Genomic DNA, 19,739 nt, shown 5'->3' with positions numbered 1-19,739 from the left:
ACTACCGCCTCAGAATGCTCCTCATCGGCGGCGGTCTACGACTATGACCCCACGCTCAGGTACGAAGAGCCGGGATGATCCGGTGTCGACCGCTGAGGCCGGGGGGTGCATTGGGTGCTCCCCGCTCACGCGGGGATGATCCCGGCACGGAGTTCGAGCGGGCAGGAACCTCACGGTGCTCCCCGCTCACGCGGGGATGATCCTTTGTCGCCGCGCGCGACCGCGAGTTCGTTGAGAGTGCTCCCCGCTCACGCGGGGATGATCCCGGGGCCCGTGCTGCGCTCGCAGCTCTGTATGAGTGCTCCCCGCTCACGCGGGGATGATCCACCCCCAGCCCGGCGAGTGCATACAGGGCGACGGTGCTCCCCGCTCACGCGGGGATGATCCGCCGTAGTAGTACGGCGAGCCCGTCGATCCGGGGTGCTCCCCGCTCACGCGGGGATGATCCCCACAGCAACCCAGAGAGGGCCGCATCATGACCGTGCTCCCCGCTCACGCGGGGATGATCCGGCAGTCACCATCGACCTGACGTGGACGGCGGGGTGCTCCCCGCTCACGCGGGGATGATCCGTTGCCGTTCGTCGCCAGGTTGAGCCGGCGGCTGTGCTCCCCGCTCACGCGGGGATGATCCGTCCTCGACGTAGTGGTAGTCGCCGGGCCAGCGGTGCTCCCCGCTCACGCGGGGATGATCCCGGCAAAGCCATCACCAACCTCCGCATCGCCAGGTGCTCCCCGCTCACGCGGGGATGATCCGTCCGCGATCTTCCGTGTGCAGCCGATGCAGCGGTGCTCCCCGCTCACGCGGGGATGATCCGGTGCCGACGGTGATGATCGCGGCCCATGTGCCGTGCTCCCCGCTCACGCGGGGATGATCCGTTGAAGACGGGCCGGCGGGCGAGGGAGTCGGAGTGCTCCCCGCTCACGCGGGGATGATCCGGACCACCATGACCACCAACGAATCCATCACCCGTGCTCCCCGCTCACGCGGGGATGATCCTGGCGCCACCTATTTGAGGCTCGACTTTGAGGCGTGCTCCCCGCTCACGCGGGGATGATCCGTCCTCACCGTCCTCGACGGTCAGGAGACCAGCGTGCTCCCCGCTCACGCGGGGATGATCCCACGCCGCTGATCCGCTGCCGTGCATGCGGGCCGTGCTCCCCGCTCACGCGGGGATGATCCCGCGCCGATCATCGGCGGCAAGGGCGCGGCATGGTGCTCCCCGCTCACGCGGGGATGATCCGGGCGTCGTCGCGCTGCTGTCCGTCGCCGGGCTGTGCTCCCCGCTCACGCGGGGATGATCCGGTCGGCACCACTGCTCTCGTGCTCCTGGGGGTGTGCTCCCCGCTCACGCGGGGATGATCCTGCGGCGAACCAGAGGGCGCGTCTCATCGGTCGGTGCTCCCCGCTCACGCGGGGATGATCCCCCCCGGCATGGCTCTACGAGGAAGGCCCGCAGGTGCTCCCCGCTCACGCGGGGATGATCCCTGCATGAGGTCGCCGGGCGCCACACGGTGGCCGTGCTCCCCGCTCACGCGGGGATGATCCCTTCGACATCCCTGCCGCGCTGTGGCTGACCGCGTGCTCCCCGCTCACGCGGGGATGATCCGATTCTCCGCTACGGCGCCCGCATCCACGACCTGTGCTCCCCGCTCACGCGGGGATGATCCCCGCTCCGCCCTGCAAGCCGCGCTCGACGACCCGTGCTCCCCGCTCACGCGGGGATGATCCCGCCGCGCCAAAACCGGCGCGCAGGACAAGGGCGTGCTCCCCGCTCACGCGGGGATGATCCCCCACCACCGCGCAACAGGCGTCGAACGTGCTGGTGCTCCCCGCTCACGCGGGGATGATCCGACGGCATCCGCCCAGACGCGCGCTCCGGATTCGTGCTCCCCGCTCACGCGGGGATGATCCGTAATACCCGTAGTGATACGGGTAGCCAGTGCCGGTGCTCCCCGCTCACGCGGGGATGATCCGTGGTACGGGGCAGTGGCGCCGCCCTTGAACGTGTGCTCCCCGCTCACGCGGGGATGATCCCGATCCTGACCCTCCCTGCTGCGGCCCACCCGTGTGCTCCCCGCTCACGCGGGGATGATCCCTGAGCCTGACTCGGCTTAGCTGATAGCTTTACGTGCTCCCCGCTCACGCGGGGATGATCCTGGTTGATCGAGAAGGCATCGAGGGAGCGCAGGGTGCTCCCCGCTCACGCGGGGATGATCCCTCGTCGGTGCTGAAGTGCGCCGCTACGAGCTGGTGCTCCCCGCTCACGCGGGGATGATCCCTTCTAGAGTCCGCGCTCAAGGCCGAGCTGGCCGTGCTCCCCGCTCACGCGGGGATGATCCGTCGGTGTCCAACAGTGCCGCCGCCGCTGGCACGTGCTCCCCGCTCACGCGGGGATGATCCCTGGCCGACCTGTGGACCTGCGCCGACGTGCTCGTGCTCCCCGCTCACGCGGGGATGATCCGGAGACGCAGCGCACCCTCGACGCCACCACGACCGTGCTCCCCGCTCACGCGGGGATGATCCCACCGACGTGCTCGGCGCCGTAGCGCTCGGGCTGTGCTCCCCGCTCACGCGGGGATGATCCCGGAGACAAGTCAACCCCCTGAAGTGGGAATTGGTGCTCCCCGCTCACGCGGGGATGATCCGTCGGGGTTGGCGATGGACGTCAGCAGCGAGGCGTGCTCCCCGCTCACGCGGGGATGATCCCGGGCAACCACGGCATCACCTGGCTCATCGGCGGTGCTCCCCGCTCACGCGGGGATGATCCGTCCTCGGGCTGCGTCTCGGGTTCGGGTGCGCCGTGCTCCCCGCTCACGCGGGGATGATCCGGTGAAGGAGGCCGCTGACACCGGGCCGGTCGGGTGCTCCCCGCTCACGCGGGGATGATCCCTCATGGCCGACCGCGGCGACCAATGGCTCACCGTGCTCCCCGCTCACGCGGGGATGATCCCTGCTCGTGGGATGCGATGCCGTTCAGCAGCAGGTGCTCCCCGCTCACGCGGGGATGATCCCGGCCTCCTCGACGAGCTCGCCGAAATGCTGGAGTGCTCCCCGCTCACGCGGGGATGATCCGCCGTCCTCCGAGTAGTAGCCGACCTTCCCGTCGTGCTCCCCGCTCACGCGGGGATGATCCGTCGACGGCACCGAGACACGCCACCACTGGCAAGTGCTCCCCGCTCACGCGGGGATGATCCCAAAGAGACGCCACCACTTCGCGGCAGTCGGGTGGTGCTCCCCGCTCACGCGGGGATGATCCGGACCGCATCATGACCCGCCACTACCGCACCGGGTGCTCCCCGCTCACGCGGGGATGATCCGGGCTAGCCGATACCTCGCATGGAGGCGGCGCGGTGCTCCCCGCTCACGCGGGGATGATCCCACTCGCCGCCTCGCCGCCTCCGCGCGAGCTGCGTGCTCCCCGCTCACGCGGGGATGATCCGCGTGCCCAGGCGGCCATGACGATCCGCATGTAGTGCTCCCCGCTCACGCGGGGATGATCCCGCCACCTCGTCGACCTCAACGCCGCGCCACTTGTGCTCCCCGCTCACGCGGGGATGATCCTAATCCTCACATTTACGCCGATCAAGGTCCGTGGGTGCTCCCCGCTCACGCGGGGATGATCCCCAGGCGCGCAGGTTGTCGCGGGTGGTCATGTGGTGCTCCCCGCTCACGCGGGGATGATCCCTCAGGCCGTTCTTGGCGAGCAGCGGCAGGATCGTGCTCCCCGCTCACGCGGGGATGATCCGTGGGGCCAGTTTTCCGCAGCGGACCTCAAGAAGTGCTCCCCGCTCACGCGGGGATGATCCGTACCACCGCAGCGTGCGCCTCTCCTTCACTGAGTGCTCCCCGCTCACGCGGGGATGATCCCTGTACCGAATTCCCCCACTTCTGGCATCTCGGGTGCTCCCCGCTCACGCGGGGATGATCCGGCGATGCCATGTGCGCGTCCCACCAAAAGCCAGTGCTCCCCGCTCACGCGGGGATGATCCGGAACAGCCCCCGGCCTCAGATTGGCCGGGGGCGTGCTCCCCGCTCACGCGGGGATGATCCCACCTGTTTGGGCGACTTGCCAAGGCGGAGGAGGTGCTCCCCGCTCACGCGGGGATGATCCGTAGATCGCCCCGGGGATGCTGCGCTCGGGAGGTGCTCCCCGCTCACGCGGGGATGATCCTGCGGCGACCTGTCTATCGACGACGCTGAAAACTGAACACTTTCGACGGTGAAAAGTGGACACTCCCGTTGCAACCATCACTGGAATCCAAGGCGCCGCAACTGTCTACTTTTCGAGCGCCGTCGACAGGCGCCGTGCTCCCCGCTCACGCTGGGATGACCCTCCGGACGGCGCCGTCTGGGGGAAGTACGGATTCGTGCTCCCCGCTCACCCGGGGATGATCCGGCCACCATCGGGATCACGCCGCCCAGGTCTTGGTGCTCCCCGCTCACGCGGGGATGATCCGCCGACAGCCACAACACTCAAGGACGGGACGGTCGTGCTCCCCGCTCACGCGGGATTGATCCGATCGCCTCGGCTGGAAAGATCGGCTTCGAGGAGTGCTCTCCGCTCACACGGGGGTGATCCCGCGTGCCGTCGCCACCAGACCCGCGTCGAGGTGGAGCTCCCCGCTCACGCGGGATGAACCCTCACCACCAGTCATGATTCCTGGGTGAGATGGAGCTCTGCGCCCATGCAGACCCTAATCCTCCTGCGCTCAGCGTCTCATCTCGCGTTAACACTTCGCGTTGATGTCAACGCTGTGCGTAGCAGCGGATGAACCGGCCGAACTCCTCGAACACCACGGCGCGCACCGCCTCAGACGACAACGTCAGGTCGTGCATCGCATCGGGTACCCGCACGATGGTGACGTTGTCACCCAGCTTCGGCGCCCGGGCCGCGATGAGTTCGACGTCGAGGACGATGTCGGCCAGCTGCTGCTCCTCGCCCCACACCTTGCTGAACAGCGAACGCTTCGAGATGGCCACCAGCACGGGGCAGTCGATCTGCAGGCCCTCGGCGACGCGGGCGTGGCCGTTGCTGATGGCCGCCAGCCAGCCGAACCTGGCGCGGAACGCAGGGTCTCCCTTGAGGTTGAGGTTGTAGGTCCACTCCCCCTCCTCGGAGGAGGACAGCGAGCGGCGGTAGAAGCCCGTCTCGCCCAGCGGCAGCACCGTGGTGGGGGCGACGGCACCCGCCGCGCTCATGGCGGGCCGCAGCAGGGTGTTGCCGTGGGCCTCGAGCCACGGCGCGTTGAGGACCACGCCGGAGAAGGTGCCGGGGCGCTCGTGCGCGTAGAGGGCGGACGTGAGGCCCCCGGTGGAGTGCCCCATCAGCACCAGGTCTGCATGCCCCTCGCCCGTGATGATGTCGACGGCGGCGTCGAGCTCCACGAAGTAGTCGGCCAGGTCCGCGATGTAGCCGGCGAGCTGCCCCGGACGCAGCGAGCGACCGTAGCGGCGCAGGTCCAGCGCGTAGAAGTCGTAGCCCAGGGCGGCCATGGCGTCGGCGAGGTGCGTCTGGAAGAAGTAGTCGTTCCAGCCGTGGACGTACAGCACGGCGCGCCCAGAGCTGGGCGCGCCGCGACGCACGACAGTGGCCACCAGGGAACCTTCCGGCTCCAAACCGTAGGTGGGTTGATCAGGAAGATCGATCGAACACTGCTCGTAACCCGGCAACTCGGCGTCGGGCACCCAGTTGGCGGTCACGTCAGTCAGGAGGAGCGACGCTCGTCGTAGCCGTCGTAGCCCTCGTCGTCATCGTCGTAGGCCTCGTACTCGGCCGCCAACTCTGCATAGGGGTCGTCGGGTGCCTCGGTGTCGTCGTCCTCGTACACATCCTCGACGAAGTCGCCGCGCAACTCACGCTCGAGAGACGAAAAATCCGTCTCGACCGAACGGTACTTGAGCTCACGGGCAACCTTGGTCTGCTTTGCCTTTGCACGGCCGCGCCCCATATCGGGTCGACCCCCTTGCTTTGTTCATCGCGTGCTTGCCGCGGATCTGATCACTAACTCGTGGGTACAGGCTACCCAATCGATGGAATTACTCCAAAGGACCCACCGGCTCGCTCAACCGCTGTTCGCAGCCGACGAACACCAGCGCCGATGGCTAAGCTGAGGAGGCGCATCCCAACTCAAGGAGTTATCTCGCATGGGCAAGATCATCTACACCCTCACTGACGAGGCCCCGCTGCTCGCCACGTACTCGTTCCTCCCGATCATCCACGCCTTCGCCGGCCAGGCCGGCGTCGAGATCGAGACGCGCGACATCTCCCTGGCGGGCCGCATCCTCGCGCAGTTCCCCGAGCGCCTCGACGACGACGTCGACGACGCACTGACGGAGCTGGGAGAGTTGGCGAAGACACCCGACGCGAACATCATCAAGCTGCCCAACATCTCGGCCTCCGTGCCCCAGCTCAAGGCCGCCGTCGCGGAACTGCAGGGCCTGGGCTTCGCCATCCCGGACTACCCGGAGGACCCCCAGACCGACGGGGAGCGCGAGGTACGCGCCCGCTACGGAAAGGTGATGGGCTCCGCCGTCAACCCCGTGCTGCGCGAGGGCAACTCCGACCGCCGCGCGCCGGAGTCCGTGAAGAACTACGCCAAGAAGCACCCGCACCGCATGGGCGCCTGGACCGCAGACTCCAAGACGTCGGTGGCCACCATGGACGCCGGCGACTTCCGCCACAACGAGCAGTCGGTGATCCTCCCCTCCGACGACACGCTCACCATCCGGCACCGTGCCGCCGACGGCACCGAGACGGTCCTCAAGGACGGCCTCAAGGTGCTCGAGGGCGAGGTAGTCGACGCCACCGTGATGCGGGCAGCCGTGCTCGACGCCTTCCTGGCCGAGCAGGTGGCCGAGGCCAAGAGACAGGGCGTCCTGTTCTCCGTGCACCTCAAGGCGACCATGATGAAGGTCTCCGACCCGATCATCTTCGGCCACGTCATCAAGGCGTTCTTCCCTGATGTGTTCGCCACGTACGGCGACGACCTCGCCGCCGCCGGCCTCTCCGCCAACGACGGCCTCGGCGCCATCTTCGCCGGCTTGGACGAGCTGCCCAACGGCGACGAGATCAAGGCCGCCTTCGAGCAGGGCCTGGCCGACGGCCCCACCCTCGCCATGGTGAACTCCGACAAGGGCATCACCAACCTGCACGTCCCCTCCGACGTCATCGTCGATGCCTCCATGCCGGCCATGATCCGCACCTCCGGCCACATGTGGGGACCCGACGGCGGGGAGGCCGACACGCTCGCAGTGCTGCCCGACTCCTCCTACGCCGGCGTCTACCAGGCCGTGATCGAGGACTGCAAGGCCCACGGCGCCTTCGACCCCTCCACCATGGGCACCGTCCCCAACGTGGGCCTCATGGCGCAGAAGGCCGAGGAGTACGGCTCGCACGACAAGACCTTCGAGATCCAGTCCGACGGCGTCGTCGAGGTGGTCAACAGCGCCGGCGAGGTGCTGATGAGCCACGACGTGGCCGCCGGTGACATCTGGCGCGCCTGCCAGACCAAGGACGCCCCCATCCAGGACTGGGTCAAGCTGGCCGTCACCCGCGCCCGCGTCACCGGCTGGCCGGCAGTGTTCTGGCTCGACACCGAGCGCGCCCACGACCGCAACCTCATCGAGAAGGTCACCACCTACCTGGCAGACCACGACACCTCCGGCCTCACCATCGAGATCATGAGCCCCGTCGAGGCCACCACGTACACCGTCGAGCGCATCCGCAGGGGCGAGAACACCATCTCGGTGACCGGCAACGTGCTGCGCGACTACCTCACCGACCTGTTCCCCATCCTCGAGCTGGGCACCTCGGCCAAGATGCTCTCGGTCGTGCCGCTCATGGCGGGAGGCGGCCTGTTCGAGACGGGCGCCGGCGGCTCCGCGCCGAAGCACGTGCAGCAGTTGGTGGCGGAGGACTACCTGCGCTGGGACTCGCTGGGTGAATTCCTCGCGCTGGCTGCCTCCTTCGAGCACCTCGCCCAGACGGAGGACAACGCCCGGGCCGCCGTCCTGGCGTCCACGCTGGACCGCGCCAACGGCACCTTCCTCGACACGGACAAGTCGCCCACCCGTCGCCTCGGCGGCATCGACAACCGCGGCTCGCACTACTGGCTGGCCCGCTACTGGGCGGAGGAGTTGGCCGCGCAGACCGAGGACGCGGAGCTGGCCCAGACGTTCGCGCCGGTGGCCGAGGCCCTCGCGTCGAAGGAGCAGCAGATCATCGACGAACTGCTCGCGGTGCAGGGCAAGCCCGCCGACATCGGCGGCTACTACCGGCCCGACCAGGCCAAGACGTCGGCCGTTATGCGCCCCAGCGCCACCTTCAACGAGGTCATCGACTCCATCGCCGGCTGACCGCAGCAACCGAGAGAGCCCGCCGCCAGGCGGGCTCTCTCCGTTTGGGGGCACTGCGAAGGCCCTCGAAAAAACGTTATCGAAAACCCTCGGCACCCTTGACTGCCCCGTGACGGCAACTTAGGGTCTTATTAAGTTCGACTTCGAACCAAAACATGCGGGTCGCCAGCGCATCACGGACGATGCGCCATCGAGCGCGGCCCCATGACCAACCGAGAGGAAGAAAGTGTTGTCTCGTCATCGCCGCCGAGCCGCGGCCCGCTGGATCGGCGCTGGTCTCGCCGCAGCCCTTGCCACCGTCGGCTACGCAGTGCCCGCGCAGGGCGCCCCCGACGCCACCGAATCCCCCATCCCGTCACTGAAGGAGGTCTACGAGGACTACTTCAACGTCGGCAACATCTACTCCGGCCGCCAGACCTATGAGGAGGGCAGCCCCAACTGGGCCCAGGTCGAACGGCACTACAACGTCATGACGGCCGAGAACATCATGAAGCCCGACCAACTGCTGCCCAACGCCAACATCGACCTCGCCACGGGCGAGTGGGACTTCACGTTCGACGAGGCCGACTACTTCGTCGACGAGTCCCTCGAGCGCGGCATCAAGGTGCACGGGCACGTGCTGGTGTGGCACAGCCAGTCGCCGAGCAAGCTCTTCCAGGGCGGCCGCGACGCGGCCCGCGCCAACATGGAGCGCTACATCGAGGCCGTGCTGACGCACTTCAAGGGCCGCGTGGTGTCCTGGGACGTGGTCAACGAGGCCTTCGTCGACGGCCTCGACACCTTCGACCCCGAGACGCAGGACTGGGAGGACTTCCTCCGCGGCAACCCGAACGACTACGCCTACTCCGGCTGGTACAACGCCTACACCACGGACATGGACGTCGAGGCCGGCGAGTCGCCCGGCGACTTCATCTACGACGCCTTCGTCTTCGCACGCAAGTACGGGCCCGAGACCAAGCTCGAGTACAACGACTTCAACGTCTTCCAGTCCGAGGGCAAGGCCAAGGCCATCATCGCCATGGCCACCGAGCTCAACGAGCGCTACGCCGCCGAATACCCCGACGACCCGCGCCAGCTGATCGAGACCATCGGCCTGCAGTCACACAACTACATCAACCAGACCCCGGCGTTCGCCTGCTCCGACCTCACGCGACTCCCCGGCCTCGTCGACGAGGCTGCCGAGGAATGGCAGCCGGGCGCCTGCTCCGACCACGCCTCCGTCGAGCGTTCGCTCCAGCTGATCATCGAGGCCGGGTTCACCGCCAACGTCAGCGAGCTGGACCTGCAGGTCTGGGAGGCGTGGAACGCGGAGCCCGAGGGCTCCAACCGGGCAAACTACGCCGACCTCGACGACCCCACCGTCGCAGACCGCTTCCACAAGGAGGGCTTCACGTACTGGGTGGGCAAGATCGAGAGCCGCACGGAGCTCGAGGCCATCCAGGCGCAGCGCTACGCCGAGTACTTCGCGGTGTACAAGAAGTACTCGAAGGACATGGACCGCGTCACGTTCTGGGGCCTCACCGACTACCTGAACTGGCGCGCCACCCACAATCCGCAGCTCTTCAACCGGGACTGGTCGGAGAAGCTCTCGGCCCCCGCGGTCGCCGACCCCGAGGGGTGGCTGGGCCTGACCAAGCCCATCGTCGACGAGTCGCACCTGCTCGACGCCACGGCCTGGGCCGACGGCCTCGACCTGCGCGGCAAGACCTACACCGGCCAGAGCGTCGCCGCCGTGCGGAGCACCCAGGGCAAGGCGAACTCCCTGCTCCCGCGTGGCGCCAACCAGGGCGAGGTCGACGCCGCCACCGCGGCACTGATTGAGGCCATCACCGCCCTCGAACCGCGGTAGGACGCAGACGAGAGGGGCGGGCCCGCACGGGCCCGCCCCTCCCTCTTTGTTCACCACCCCAGTGGTGAAGTGGTTCAGCCGAAGACGCGCTTCAGCCAGCCCATGAAGCCGCCCTGCTGCGGGGCGACGGGGGCCTGCGCGGCGCGCACCGGCTCAGCAGCCTCGACGACGGGCTCGGCCTCGACGACGGGCTGGGCCTCCTCGGCCGACTCGACCGCGGCGGCCTCGTCGGCCTGCTTGATGGCGGAGACCTCGAAGACGAGGTTCACGTTCTCGGAGACCAGCACGCCGCCGGTCTCGAGGGCCGCGTTCCAGACGAGGCCGAAGTCCTTGCGGTTGACCTGCACGGCGCCGCTGAGGCCCACGCGCTCGTTGCCGAAGGGGTCGACGGCGACGCCGTCGTAGTCGAACGGGATGGTCACGGCGCGGGTGACGTCCTTGATGGTCAGGTTGCCCTCGACGTCCAGGCCCTCACCGGCCGCGGTCACCTTGGTGGAGGTGAAGCGGATCGTCGGGTAGGTGTCGACGTCGAAGAAGTCGCCGGAGCGGAGGTGGCCGTCGCGGTCGGCGTTGCCGGTGTCGATCGAGGTGGCCTGGATGACCACGTTGATCTTGGCATCCTCGAGGTTGGCGCCGGTGGAGGCGGTGCCCTCGAAGTCGGTGAAGGAGCCGCGCACCTTGGTGACCATGGCGTGGCGGGCGGTCCAGCCGATCTCGGTGTGGGTGTTGTCGAGGACGTAGTTGCCCGACAGGGCGGTGAGTGCAGTCATGGTGTTCTCCCTGGGTTGGGGGGCGAGCTCGTCACTCACCGGTTGAATGTGTAACTACTTTAACACCACTTACTTGAAAACTCAACTACAGCCGAATGGGGCTCCCTCACCGGCGCCGCGCCCGCTGCGGCTAGGCTCTCGACCATGACGACGTGGTGGGGGTGGGCCGTGCGCCGCGCCCGGGCGTCGCTCGCGTTGGTGCTCACGCTGCTGGCCCTGGTGACGGTCACCACCGCCATCCTTGCCTTCGTCGTCGGGCACGCCGGGGTGCTGTCCACCGATGCCGCCCGGGCGGCGCTGTCGACCGCCGAACCGGGCGCGGGCGCGGTGCAGGCACAGACGCGCATCGGCGACGACCCCGCAGCGCAGGACGCCACGGCGCGCGCCAAGCTCACGCAGGGCTTCTCCCCCGCGCCCGTGACCATCCACACCACCCGTGTCTCCGAGCCGCGCCGCGCCACCGTCGACGGCTCGGAGCTGCCGGAGCGGCTCACGCTCTGGGCGGGTGAGCACCTCCGGCCGGGCCTCATCACCGTCACCGGGGGCACATGGCCCACGGGGGCCACCGAGGCTGCCCTCCAGGCTGGTGCCGCAGCGGCAACGGGGCTCACGGTGGGCGACGTGGTCACCGTCGACGGGCACGACCTCGAGGTCACCGCGCTGTGGGAGCCGGCCGCGCCGTCGTCGCCCGTCTGGTTCGGCGACCCACTGGTTCTCGACGGCGTCGACGCCACCTCGTCGGGGCCCCTCGTCGTCGACGGCTCCGTCATCACGGGCGGTGACCCCTTCATCCGCTGGTCCGTCGTGCCGGACACGAACCGCATCACGCCCGAGGCCCTCAGCGTGCTGGCGGCGGGCGCGGAACGCGCCAAGGCGCTGGTGGCCGAGGCCGACATCACTGGCCGGGGCATCGTCGTCGACGGCGACCTGGCCTCGACTGCGGAGCGGGCCGCCCGCGACTGGGAGGTGGGCCGCGCGTTCGGCATCGTGCCGGTGAGCGTGTTGCTGCTGGTGGCCGCCGTCGGCCTCGTGCAGGTCTCGGGCCTGCTGGCCGGCACCCGTGAGCGCGAACACGCACTGCTCGCCGCGCGCGGCGCCGCCCGAACGCAACTGCTGGTCACCGGCCTGCTCGAGGCCGCCGTCGTGGCGGTGCTCGGTGCCGGCCTGGGCACAGCGTTGGCACTGGGCGCGATCTGGCTCACGTCGCGCACCACGGCGCAGTTCGGCATCGTGCTGCTGGGCGGGGCCGGCAGCCTCCTCCTGGCGCTGGCCGCGCTGGGTGCCATGACCATCCGGTCCACCGCCTCCCCCATCGGGCGCACGCGCGCGGACCGGGTGCGCACGGTGGCGGGCGCGGCGGCGCTGGTGGTCGTGTTCGCGGCAGCCGCCGTGACCACGTGGCAGTTGCGCGGCTCCGCCCGGCTCGAGCTCGTCCCGGCGCTCGCGCCCGCCCTCCTGCTCGCCGCCGCGGCGGTGCTGGGCCTGGCGGTCCTCGGCCCGCTGTCGCGGCTGGCCATGGCGCTGGCCCGGCTGGGCGGCACCCCGCTATGGCTGGCGGGCGCGCAGCTGGCCCGCGGGCTGCTGGTGCACGCGGTGCCCGTGACGCTGACGATCCTGGCCACCGGCACGGCCACCGTCGCCTCCCTCTACGCCGGTACGGCCGCCGCCACGCACCGCGACCAGACCATGCTCACCGTCGGCGCGCCGCTGCGCGCGACCCTCTCGAGCCTCGATGCCGACACGCAGACGCTCGCGCTACCAGAGCTCGCCGCCGTCGAGGGCGTCACCGAGGCCGTGCCGGTGTGGCTCGACGAGGCCGCCCGGGTGGGCGACCTCCCGGTCACCGTCCTCGCCGCCCCGCTCGACAAGCTCGACGACGTGGCGGCGTTGCCCGAGGGCCTGGCGCTGCCGAGCCTCCCGACGCCGAAGCGCGAGACCGAGCCCATGACCCTGCCGGCCGGCACCGCCACCCTCACCGTCGACCTGGCCGGCCGCCTCGTGCTCGACCCCTGGCAGCAGCTCTACCTGGACCGCCTCATGGAGTTCCACCGCGCCGCGATGGCCGGGTTGCCCGACAGCGAGATCCTCGCGCAGATGTGGACGGAGGACCACCTGCGCACGCTCTCGGCACCCCTGACCATCTCGTCCGAACTGACCCTGCGCGACCTCGTCACCGGCCTGAGCCGCACCATCCCGGGCCCGCGCCTGGAGGTGCCGCCACCCCAGGTGTCGTGGGCCGACGGCTTCGTCGACATCACGTTCAGCCCCTCGGAGGCAACCGCCTCACGTGACATCGCCCTGCCGGAACGGGGCTCCTTCGTGCTCGAGGCCGTGCAGGTGGAGGGCCCCGCCAACGACTACGCAGGCAACCGCACCCTCGAACTCGACGTGACGTTCCTCGCCGACGGCGAACCCGTCACCGGCGCGCAGGACTGGACGGCCGACAACGCGGTGCCCCATCGCTTCGCCGGCCCCTACCGCGATGCCGTCGCCGCAGTCGACCCGGCGTGGGAACTGGAGGAAGAGGCCGTGCCGGGCCCCGACGGTGGCGAGGTGACCATCAGCACGCCGACCTCGAACCGGCCGCCGCTGCCTGCGGCCATCATCGACACCAGCTCCGCCACCTGGCACCTGGTGGCCTCGCCCGTCCCTGCCCTGCTGACGGTGGGGCCGGCGGTGGCATTCGTGTCGGAGGACCCGCTCGGCGTCATGTCGGGGCGCGGGCTGACCACGCCCGAGCCGGTGCCGGTGGCCATCACGCAGGCGCTGGCCGAGACGTCCACGCTGGGCATCGGGAGCACCATCGACCTGGCGTCCTTCGGCCGGCGGGTCCCCGCAGTGGTCACGGCCGTCACGCCGGCGCTCCCCGGCCTCACCAACCCCTTCGGGGTGCTGGCGGAGTCGGGCACCGTCGCCGCCCAGCTTGCCACCACGTCGACGCCGCTGCGCTGGCCCTCCCAGCTGTGGGCCACCGTCGACGGCGACCCGGGCGAGGTGCGGGCCGCTGCGGCCCGCCTCCCCGGCGTCACGGCGGTGCGCAGCCCCGACGAGGCACCCGACCGCACGGCGACGGCGGCGCGCTCCCTGTGGATCGCGGCGGGCTGCGCGCTCCTGCTGTCGCTGACGGGCCTGGCGTCCGCGTCCGCGACGCAGTTGACGGCGCGCCGCTCCGAGGTCGCCGTCCTGCGGGCCCTGGGCATGACGCCCCGCGCGCAGGGCCGCAGCCGCATCCTGGAGACCGGAGGCACCCTGGTCATCGGCACGCTGGCCGGCATCGGCGCGGGCATCGCGGTGGCGTGGCTCGTCGTCGAGCCCCTGGTCAGCGCCGCTCAGGACGCCGGCCAACGCTTCCGCAGCCCCCTGACCCCCGACCTGTTGCCATGGGCACTGCTGCTGGCCGTCGGTGCTGCGGCGGTGGGCCTCATCCTGTGGCTGGTGGGCCGCGCCGTGCAGCGCCAGGCGCTGGACGCCGAGTACCGCGAGGAGGTCCGGTGAACGCCCTGACGATGGTGTGGCGCCAGTTCTCCGCTGAACGGTGGCCTGCGCTGTTGCTGGCCCTCAGCGTGGCCATCCTCGCTGCGCTGGCGACGGCGACCCCCCGGCTCATGGCCTCCCTCGACGACCGGCAACTGGCCCAGGAGCTCTCCGGCCTCTCGGCCATCCAAGGTGACGTGACGGGCTCATGGGCCGAGTCGACGTCGAGTTCGCCCGTCACGGGGCTGGCGGACCCGTGGGCGCCACACCGCGAGGCGCTGGGGGCGGTCCGCGGCGCGCAGCCCGAGCCGCTGCGCTCACTCCTGGGCGCCCCGCAGTTCGTGGCGGACGTCCCCACCGTCGTCGACATCACGCCCGAGGTGGGGACCGGTTACTACGAGGCGCGCTTCCTGTTCTTCGTGGACCCGGACCTCGGCGAGGTGGCCGAACTGGTCGAGGGCGCGTGGCCCGCACCCAGGCCGGTCGAGGAGGGGCGCATGGGGATCACCCCCACGGGGCCCCAGGAGGTGGCCGCGCTCGCGGAGGCGGCGGAGCGCCTCGGCTGGGAGATCGGCGAGCAGATCACCGAGACGCTCGTACTGAGCGGCACGTTCCGGCCCCTCGACCCCGACGACAACCGCTGGGAGCACGTTTCCTACGGCCGCACCATCGTGGAGGAACCACACCCGGACCGTGGCGTGCGACTCGTCACCGGGTTGTTCCTCCCGCCGTCGTACCTCGCCGCCGCGACACCGGTGGAGGAGTTGGGTCCCGGCGTGACGGAGACGCTGACGGTGCACGCCTGGTTCGGCGTCGAGACCTCGCACGTGGCGGACGTGCGGGTGCGGGAGCTGCGCGCCCAGCTGACGGGCCTGCTCGCCGAGCGGTACCCGGTCGTGCTGCCGGGTGCCGTGGAGGAGGGTCCCCCTCCCACGCAGGTCCGGCTCGCATCCGAGCTGGGAGACGCCCTTGAGAGGGTCGCCGCCCAGCAGGACGTGACCCGGGCAGCCGTGGCGGTGGCGGCCGTGGGCCCACTGGCGGTGAGCCTCGCGCTCCTCGTGCTGGCAGCGCAGCTGGTGGTCGAGCGGCGCCGCACCGCCGTCGAACTCGTCACCGCGCGGGGGTTGTCGTGGCACCAGCTGCGGTCGCTGCTGACGGTCGAGGCGCTGGTGCTGGGGGTGCCGGCCGCGGTGGCGGGACACCTGCTGGGCGCTGCGGTGACGCCGGGCGCCACGACCCCATGGGCGTGGCTGCCCACCATCCTCATCGGCTGCGCCACCGCGCTCGCGCTGGCGTGGGCCGCCCGCGGTGTGGCCACCTCCCGCGCCCGCTCGGACCTCCGGTCCCGCCCCGGACGCCGGCGGATCGCCGTCGAGGCCGTCATCGCGATCGCGACGGCGGCGGCCCTCTGGGCGCTGCTGACGAGGGAGGGCTCGGGCGCGGAGGGCATCGACGTGCTGGCCACTGCCACGCCCGTCCTGATCACCCTGGCCGCCTGCCTCGTGGCACTGCGCCTGTACCCGGTGCCGCTGAGGCTGGCCGGCCGGTGGTTGCGCCGACGCCGCGGGCTCCCGGCGTTCCTGGGCACGGTGCGCGCGCACCGCGACCCCGCAGGTGGCCTGACGCCGGTGTTCACCGTCGTGCTGGGGACCACCATCGCCGTGCTGAGCGCCACGCTGCTCGGTTCGGTCATCACGGGCACCGAGCGAGCCACCTGGGAGGCGACGGGTTCCTCCATGCACGTCAGTGGGCCCCGGGTCTCCGACGAGATGCTCACCGAGATCCGGTCGCTCGACGGCGTGCGCGCCATCGCCCGGATCCACGACGCCGGCTCCAACCACCGCCTCAGCCAGGACGGAGAGACCCGCGTGCGGCTCTGGCTGGCGGAGCCCGCCGTCGAGGAGGCCTACGCCGCCTCACCCTTCGGCTCGCCACTCCCGCCCGGGCTCTTCGGCGCCGACGGCGACCCGGGCGTGGTCCTGGGCAGCGCCGTGGGCGTGCAGACCGGCGCCGCCCAGCTCGAGGGCGTCGGCCCGGTGCGGGTCCTGGGGCACCTCGTGGCGCCGCCCGGCGTGCGCACCGGCTCCGCGTGGGCGATGCTGAGCACCGAACGGTGGCCGGCTGGTGTCGACCTGCCGCCCGCCACGTTGGCGCTCGTGTCGCTGGCGCCCGGCGCGGACCCGGCCGGGGTTTCCGAGGAGGTGGCCGCGATCATCGGCGAGGCCCGCATCACCACCGTCGATGCCGAGCTCCGGGCCGTGCGCGACACGCCCACGGTCTCCGGCCTCACCCGCACCTTCGCCGCCCTCACGCTCGCCACCGCCATACTGCTCACGCTGACGCTGCTCGGCGCGCAGCTCATGGCCACCCGGGCCCGCACGCATCTCGGCGCCATCCTGCGCACCCTCGGCATGGGCAGGCGGGAGCTGCGCACGCTGACGACGTGGGAGATCGCCCCCAGTGCGGTGCTGGGGCTCGTGGTGGGCACCGGCTTGGGCATCGGGCTCGCGGCGCTGTTGCTCGCGACGCTGGACTTCCGCAGCCTCACCGGCGGAGCCCAGGCGCCGCCCCTGCATCTCGACCCCGCGCTGCTCGGCGGGGTGGTGGGGGTGCTCGCCCTCACCGTCGTGCTGGCCATCGCGGCCACCGCGTGGCTCGCCGGCCGCGCTGATCTCGCCCAGGAACTCCGCATCGGGGAGGAACGATGACCACACCACCCATCAGCCGAGACCACCAGGGCCCCGACATCTGGTGCGAGGACCTCGTGCGCATCCACACCACCGAGGGCGTGGAGGTGCAGGCGCTCCAGGGGCTCAACCTCACCGTCGACCCCGGCGAGGTGGTGGCCGTCATCGGCGCCTCGGGCTCAGGGAAGTCGACGCTGCTGAACATCCTCTCCGGCCTCGACAGGCCCACCGGCGGCCGCGCCCGCGTGGCCGGGCACGACCTGACGGCGATGGGCACCCGCCAGCGCATCGACTTCCGGCGCCACAGCGTGGGCTTCGTGTTCCAGCAGACCTCGCGCAACCTGCTGCCGTTCCTGACGGCGGCGGAGAACGTGATGATGCCGATGGTGATCGCCGGGCGCGCCGAGCGGCGGGCCCGGGCCGGCCAGTTGCTGGAACTGCTGGGGGTCGCCGACCATTCGCACCGGAGGCCTACGCAGCTGTCCGGCGGCCAGCAGCAGCGCGTCGCCATCGCCACCGCGCTGGCCAACTCCCCCGACGTGCTGCTGGCCGACGAACCCACCGGCGAGCTGGACGAGGTCAACTCCGCAGAGGTGCTCGAGCTGATGCGGTCGGCCGCCACCGACCTGGGCACCACCGTGCTGATCGTGACGCACGACCCCATGGTCAGCGACCACGTGGCCCGCACCGTCCAGATCCGCGACGGCCGCACGTCCACCGAGGTGCTGCGGCGCACGGAGCTCGGGCCCGACGGGGTGGAGCGGGAGGTCGCCGAGGAGTACACCGTCATCGACCGCAACGGCCGGTTGCAGCTGCCGCCCGCCCACGTCCAGGACCTCGGGCTGCACGACCGGGTGCGCATCACCCGCGAGCCGGGCCACGTGGGCGTGTGGCCCAACGGCTCGGTGGCACGCCGCGCCGCCGTCGAGGAGGGGGACGCATGAGGACCGCACGCATCACAGGGGAGGACCTGCGCCGTACCTTCGGCTCCGGCGAGACGGAGGTGCACGCGCTCGACGGCGTCAGCATCGAGGTGCACGCCGGCGAGCTCACGGTGGTCACCGGGCCGTCCGGCTCGGGGAAGACCACGCTGCTCAACCTGCTGGGTGGGCTGGACCGGCCCACCAGCGGCCGCGTGCTGCTCGACGACGGCCGCGTCCTCTCAGCACTGCCCGAGGGGGAGGTGTTGGCCACCCGCCGCGAGCGGATCGGCTACGTGTTCCAGACCTTCGGGCTCATCCCGGTGCTGTCGGCCGCGGAGAACGTCGAGGTGCCGCTGCGGCTGGCGAAGATCGCCCCCGCGGAGCGCGACCAGAGGGTGGCCGCGATGCTCGAGCGCGTCGGCCTGGCCCGCCACGCGAAGCAGCGGCCCCACGAGCTGAGTGGTGGCCAGCAGCAGCGCGTCGGCGTCGCCCGCGCGTTGGTGGCAGGCCCAGACATCCTCATCGCCGACGAACCCACCGGCCAGCTCGACTCGGACACCGCCGCCACGATCATGGACCTCATCCTGGAACTGACACACGAGTTGGGCATCGCGACGGTGGTCTCCACCCACGACCCGATCCTGCGGGGCCGGGCCGACCGGGTCGTCGAACTCCTCGACGGCGTGCTCATCAGCTGAGGCTGGGCACCACTGCCACGTACGTGACGAAGGCCGCCACGCTCACCAGCGTGTAGAGGCTCAGCACGTTGTTGCTGTAGGCGACCTCGTCGGCGCGGTGCGCGGGCAGGAAGATGGGCACGATGAACGGCGGCGGCAGGATCAGCAGCATGAACACGGCAGCCTGCACGGCCGGCCCGAGGCCGAGCCACTGGCCGACGATGCCCCACGACACCAGCACGGCCAGCGCCAGGCACACCACGAACCGTGCCGCGACGAACGGTGCCGCCGTGCGCACCCCGTCGGCCGAGAGGCGTGAGCCGTGGCCCACGAGGATCAGGATGACCGGCACGATGATGGCTGCGAGGTAGGTGGCCGTCGTCAGCAGCGCGGCCGACAGCACGTTGGACTCCAGCGCCTCGCGCGCGCCGACCGCGTTGAGCAGCAGCCCCGCCAGGATCGCGATGATCACCGGAGACGTGATGAACGAACGCAGGGTCTGGCCGAGGCCGACCCCGCCGTCGCTCTGGCGCCGGAGCAGCGTGACGAACACGAACCAGATGAAGAACTCGTGGCCCAGGCCGACGATGGCGGCCACCGGCGTGAACTCCATGCCGTAGGCGGCGGTGAACAGGGCCAGGCCCACCATGCCGAACTCGAAGCCGGTGAACAGGAACGTGGCCACGGGCGGGGCCTTCAGCCAGCGGCGGGCGAGCCGTCCCACGCCGAGCAGCACCAGGCACAGCAGCGGCACCATGACCACCAGGGTGAGGTACTCCGGCTGGAACTCGAGGCCGAGGAAGGCGAGGAAGAGCACCGCAGGCAGCACGACGTTGACCACCAGGCGCTTGAGGCCCTCGGCCGTGCCGCCGTCGAGCACCCCGAGGTGGCGCAGCAGCACCCCGAGGCCGATCAACAGGAGGATGGGCACGATGCCCGCCAGGGTGGGTCCGAGTGCTGAGCTCATGTGCCGATCATGGCAGGGGCCCAGGGAGGGCCCGGA

Annotated in this window: 10 protein-coding genes and 1 CRISPR repeat array; of the genes, 6 read left to right on the top strand and 4 right to left on the bottom strand. The window is 70.7% G+C overall.

The window, feature by feature from the left end; genetic code table 11:
• Nucleotides 1-114: 114 nt before the first annotated feature.
• Nucleotides 115-4,172: a CRISPR direct-repeat array (repeat unit 28 nt; unit sequence GTGCTCCCCGCTCACGCGGGGATGATCC).
• A 575-nt stretch (nucleotides 4,173-4,747) separates the two neighbouring features.
• Both ABEA30_RS03110 and ABEA30_RS03105 read right to left on the bottom strand, forming a co-directional pair.
• Nucleotides 4,748-5,596 (bottom strand): alpha/beta hydrolase, encoded by an 849-nt coding sequence (locus tag ABEA30_RS03110; RefSeq protein WP_345578817.1) that lies wholly within the window; start codon nucleotides 5,594-5,596, stop codon nucleotides 4,748-4,750.
• Between the two features lie 110 nt (nucleotides 5,597-5,706).
• Nucleotides 5,707-5,949, bottom strand: coding sequence for a DUF3073 domain-containing protein (locus ABEA30_RS03105; protein WP_345578814.1), 243 nt, complete (start codon nucleotides 5,947-5,949; stop codon nucleotides 5,707-5,709).
• A gap of 196 nt (nucleotides 5,950-6,145) precedes the next feature.
• Between ABEA30_RS03105 and ABEA30_RS03100 the strand changes: the two genes are divergently transcribed.
• Complete coding sequence (locus ABEA30_RS03100) at nucleotides 6,146-8,356, top strand: NADP-dependent isocitrate dehydrogenase (RefSeq protein WP_345578811.1); 2,211 nt, start codon at nucleotides 6,146-6,148, stop codon at nucleotides 8,354-8,356.
• 229 nt (nucleotides 8,357-8,585) lie between these two features.
• Complete coding sequence (locus ABEA30_RS03095; RefSeq protein WP_345578808.1) at nucleotides 8,586-10,205, top strand: endo-1,4-beta-xylanase; 1,620 nt, start codon at nucleotides 8,586-8,588, stop codon at nucleotides 10,203-10,205.
• Nucleotides 10,206-10,279: 74 nt separating this feature from the next.
• On the opposite strand, the gene ABEA30_RS03090 is transcribed toward ABEA30_RS03095, so the two are convergent.
• Complete coding sequence (locus ABEA30_RS03090; protein ID WP_345578805.1) at nucleotides 10,280-10,975, bottom strand: YceI family protein; 696 nt, start codon at nucleotides 10,973-10,975, stop codon at nucleotides 10,280-10,282.
• 144 nt (nucleotides 10,976-11,119) lie between these two features.
• Between ABEA30_RS03090 and ABEA30_RS03085 the strand changes: the two genes are divergently transcribed.
• From ABEA30_RS03085 to ABEA30_RS03070, 4 genes are read left to right on the top strand one after another with little or no spacing between them, the layout of a single operon-like run.
• Entirely contained in the window at nucleotides 11,120-14,470 is a 3,351-nt protein-coding gene (locus ABEA30_RS03085; protein ID WP_345578802.1) for an FtsX-like permease family protein, read from the top strand.
• Nucleotides 14,467-17,157: an ABC transporter permease gene (locus ABEA30_RS03080; RefSeq protein ID WP_345578799.1), complete on the top strand. Its 2,691-nt coding sequence runs from the start codon at nucleotides 14,467-14,469 to the stop codon at nucleotides 17,155-17,157. Before ABEA30_RS03085 ends, ABEA30_RS03080 begins: the two co-directional genes overlap by 4 nt.
• Complete coding sequence (locus ABEA30_RS03075) at nucleotides 17,154-18,080, top strand: ABC transporter ATP-binding protein (protein WP_345578797.1); 927 nt, start codon at nucleotides 17,154-17,156, stop codon at nucleotides 18,078-18,080. The genes ABEA30_RS03080 and ABEA30_RS03075 overlap by 4 nt, the downstream gene beginning before the upstream one ends.
• Nucleotides 18,077-18,757 (top strand): ABC transporter ATP-binding protein, encoded by a 681-nt coding sequence (locus tag ABEA30_RS03070; RefSeq protein WP_345578795.1) that lies wholly within the window; start codon nucleotides 18,077-18,079, stop codon nucleotides 18,755-18,757. Before ABEA30_RS03075 ends, ABEA30_RS03070 begins: the two co-directional genes overlap by 4 nt.
• Here ABEA30_RS03070 and ABEA30_RS03065 read toward each other — a convergent pair.
• Nucleotides 18,750-19,703, bottom strand: a complete 954-nt coding sequence (locus ABEA30_RS03065) for an AEC family transporter (protein ID WP_345578793.1) — start codon at nucleotides 19,701-19,703, stop codon at nucleotides 18,750-18,752. The genes ABEA30_RS03070 and ABEA30_RS03065 overlap by 8 nt on opposite strands.
• Between the last annotated feature and the right edge of the window lie 36 nt (nucleotides 19,704-19,739).

It is taken from the genome of Tessaracoccus lubricantis (assembly GCF_039544535.1).
Taxonomy (GTDB): domain Bacteria; phylum Actinomycetota; class Actinomycetes; order Propionibacteriales; family Propionibacteriaceae; genus Arachnia; species Arachnia lubricantis.
Note: the sequence above shows the minus strand (reverse complement) of the source record. Positions and strands in the feature narration are given on the sequence as shown.

Coding starts and splice junctions, on each gene's coding strand:
- ABEA30_RS03105 (WP_345578814.1), bottom strand. CDS start 5,949: ATGGGGCGCGGCCGTGCAAAGGCAAAGCAGACCAAGGTTGCCCGTGAG.
- ABEA30_RS03100 (WP_345578811.1), top strand. CDS start 6,146: ATGGGCAAGATCATCTACACCCTCACTGACGAGGCCCCGCTGCTCGCC.
- ABEA30_RS03090 (WP_345578805.1), bottom strand. CDS start 10,975: ATGACTGCACTCACCGCCCTGTCGGGCAACTACGTCCTCGACAACACC.
- ABEA30_RS03085 (WP_345578802.1), top strand. CDS start 11,120: ATGACGACGTGGTGGGGGTGGGCCGTGCGCCGCGCCCGGGCGTCGCTC.
- ABEA30_RS03075 (WP_345578797.1), top strand. CDS start 17,154: ATGACCACACCACCCATCAGCCGAGACCACCAGGGCCCCGACATCTGG.
- ABEA30_RS03070 (WP_345578795.1), top strand. CDS start 18,077: ATGAGGACCGCACGCATCACAGGGGAGGACCTGCGCCGTACCTTCGGC.
- ABEA30_RS03065 (WP_345578793.1), bottom strand. CDS start 19,703: ATGAGCTCAGCACTCGGACCCACCCTGGCGGGCATCGTGCCCATCCTC.